The organism is Leptolyngbya sp. FACHB-711, assembly GCF_014695615.1.
Classification (GTDB): domain Bacteria; phylum Cyanobacteriota; class Cyanobacteriia; order Elainellales; family Elainellaceae; genus Leptolyngbya_A.
In genome coordinates, this window is sequence record NZ_JACJOR010000018.1 from 1 (window position 1) to 2,702 (window position 2,702).

At 52.7% G+C, this 2,702-nt stretch carries 3 protein-coding genes; 1 reads left to right on the top strand and 2 read right to left on the bottom strand.

The window, feature by feature from the left end:
- Positions 1-116: 116 nt before the first annotated feature.
- On the bottom strand, positions 117-833 hold the full coding sequence (locus H6F80_RS00205) for an N-acetylmannosamine-6-phosphate 2-epimerase (RefSeq protein WP_190789614.1): 717 nt from the start codon (positions 831-833) through the stop codon (positions 117-119).
- A gap of 159 nt (positions 834-992) precedes the next feature.
- Between H6F80_RS00205 and H6F80_RS00210 the strand changes: the two genes are divergently transcribed.
- On the top strand, positions 993-2,048 hold the full coding sequence (locus H6F80_RS00210; protein ID WP_190789612.1) for a glucokinase: 1,056 nt from the start codon (positions 993-995) through the stop codon (positions 2,046-2,048).
- 54 nt (positions 2,049-2,102) lie between these two features.
- Here H6F80_RS00210 and H6F80_RS00215 read toward each other — a convergent pair whose 3' ends face one another.
- Positions 2,103-2,597 carry a glutathione peroxidase gene (locus H6F80_RS00215; RefSeq protein ID WP_190789613.1) on the bottom strand — a complete coding sequence of 165 codons (495 nt, stop codon included), beginning with the start codon at positions 2,595-2,597 and terminating at the stop codon, positions 2,103-2,105.
- Between the last annotated feature and the right edge of the window lie 105 nt (positions 2,598-2,702).

Genomic DNA, 2,702 nt, shown 5'->3' on the forward strand with positions numbered 1-2,702 from the left:
CTGGCTTATTAAACGTTCCCTTTTTTGTACCAATATTCCTTGTTCATGTAAGAATGCGCGTCTGATGCTTCAAGGTTTAGGTTCTAAACTTTGCTGCAATTGATTTGCACGTTGCTCTATTCCCGGAGAGCCTTTTCTTCGGGTGAACTGCTGCCAATCGCGGACTGATAAACCTGCACCAGCGCATCAACACCCGTAATCGCTGTGCCAACGACGATCGCAGAAGCTCCCAGCTTCAACGCTTCCTGTGCCATCTGCGGCGAGGCAATGCCGCCTTCACACACGATCGGAACCGAGAGCGCGTTAACCATCTGGCTCAACAGCTCAAACCCCGGCGGCTTTAGATGCTTTGTTGCCGAGGTGTAGCCATAAAGCGTTGTGCCCACCAGATCGGCTCCGGCAGCGACGGCTTCCAGGGCGGCTTCCAGCGTATCGACATCTGCCATCACAGCTTTGCCAAGTTCCTGATGAATGCGATCGATCAACTCCGCTACCGTTGTGCCTTGCGGACGATCGCGCAGGGTAGCATCAATGGCAATAATGTCTGCCCCTGCCGTTGCCACTGCTTGAGCCTGCTCAAACAAAGGCGTGATATACACCTCATAGCCAGGAATCTGCCGTTTCCAGAGTCCGATAATGGGTACAGTGACCCGCTGCCGCACCGCTTTGATATGTGCCGGAGTATCGATCCGCACGCCGATCGCCCCTTGATTAACGGCGGCTTCTGCCATCGCTGCAATCACGATAGGGTCGTGGAGTGGAGAGTCAGCAGGAGCTTGACAAGAAACAACAAGCCCTCCAGCGAGGGACTGAACGGCAGAGGCAGCAGACATGGAGGAACCCACAGAAACGGTGTTTAATGTAACTAGATTTTAAACTTTAGAGGGTCGCAGTTCGACAGCGAATCTGTTTATTGTCAATTATTCTGTCAATTACCCATTCGATTATCGATTCGATTACCCATTTGATTACTCACGATCCTTTGCACACCCATGACTCAAATTCTGGCAGGCGATACAGGCGGCACTAAAACCCTTTTGTATCTGATGGAGGCTCAACCCGGTTCGGCTCGGACGGGCGTTGCCTTTAAAACCCTTTATGCTGAACGCTTTACCAGCAGGGAGTTTGATGACCTCGCGCCACTGGTACGCCGTTTTTTTGAGAATGCAACTGCGGCGATCGGCACGAAACCCAATCCCCAGAAAGCCTGCTTTTCGATCGCGGGTCCGGTGGTCGCCAACACCTGCACCCTCACCAATTTGTCCTGGATTCTGAGTGCCGATCGGCTTCAGCAAGATTTATCGATCGCCCAGATTCGCCTACTCAACGACTTTGCTGCTGTCGGACATGGAATCGAAGCACTCGCACCCGACGATATTCTGACCCTGCAAACCGGAGAACCCGATCCTGCTGCCCCGATCGCCGTCATTGGAGCCGGAACAGGATTAGGGCAGGGATTTGTGATTCGGCAGGGTAGCCAGTATCAGGTGTTTGGCACCGAAGGGGGGCACGCCGACTTTGCACCGCGATCTGAGATGGAGTTTTTGCTGCTGAAATATCTGCGCGACAAGCATGAATTGGGTCGCGTCTCGGTCGAGCGGGTTGTTTCGGGCATGGGCATTGCGGCAATTTATCAGTTTTTGCGCGATCGGCAGGGCAGCATCGAGTCGCCGGACATTGCTCAAGCCTTTCGCACCTGGGAGCAGGAAGCCGGAAAATCGGAAAAGTCGGTCGATCCGGGCGCAATGATTGGTAAAGCTGCCGCTGAAAAGCGAGATTTGCTTTGCCAGGAAACGATGGAATTCTTCGTTGCCGCCTACGGCGCAGAAGCAGGCAATCTGGCACTGAAGCTGCTGCCCTACGGCGGACTTTATATTGCAGGCGGAGTCGCTGCCAAAAATCTGGAACTCATGAAGTCCGGCATTTTCCTGAAGGCAATGTGCGACAAAGGCAGAATGCGCTCGTTAATGGAACGCATCCCCGTTCACCTGATTTTGAATGAGCAGGTTGGCTTGCTGGGAGCCGCTTTGATTGCTGCTCGATTGTGAAGAGTTTGGAGTTTGAATGGGTTGAGAAGCACTGCTAGGCGAATTGCAGGTCGATCAGAGCAGCTTTTGGATGTCTTTCTCGATGTCTTCGGGCTTTGCCGTCGGCGGATAGCGTTTGACCACGTTACCGTTGCGATCGATCAGAAACTTCGTAAAGTTCCACTTGATCCCTTCGGTTCCTAAAATTCCAGGGGCGGCTTTGGTAAGGTACTGGTAGAGCGGATGGGCGTTGCTGCCGTTCACGTCAATTTTTTCAAAGAGCGGAAAGGAAACGCCATAGCGGGTTTCACAGAAAGACTGGATCTCATTCGCGCTTCCTGGCTCTTGTGCGCCAAACTGATTGCACGGAAACCCCAGCACTGAAAACTCCCGATCGGCAAATTTGCTCTGGAGGGTCTGAAGCCCCTGGTACTGCGGCGTAAATCCACACTGGCTAGCAGTGTTCACAATCAGCAGCACTTTGCCTTTGAAGGTTTCTAGGGCGATCGGATTGCCCTCGATACTGGTGGCAGAAAAGTCGTAGATCGACGGAGAAGTTTGAGCAGTCATAGCGTCCCCTGGGATGATTACTTCTCTATAATTTTACAGTTCTTCATGAAGTTGGTTGGAAGATAGGGCGATGCAATCGCTCCTCTGCTCTCCGCAAAGCTTCTA

What these genes read in the sequence shown, in the direction of transcription:
- H6F80_RS00205 (WP_190789614.1), bottom strand. Translation starts at nt 833, where the DNA reads ATGTCTGCTGCCTCTGCCGTTCAGTCCCTCGCTGGAGGGCTTGTTGTT.
- H6F80_RS00210 (WP_190789612.1), top strand. Translation starts at nt 993, where the DNA reads ATGACTCAAATTCTGGCAGGCGATACAGGCGGCACTAAAACCCTTTTG.
- H6F80_RS00215 (WP_190789613.1), bottom strand. Translation starts at nt 2,597, where the DNA reads ATGACTGCTCAAACTTCTCCGTCGATCTACGACTTTTCTGCCACCAGT.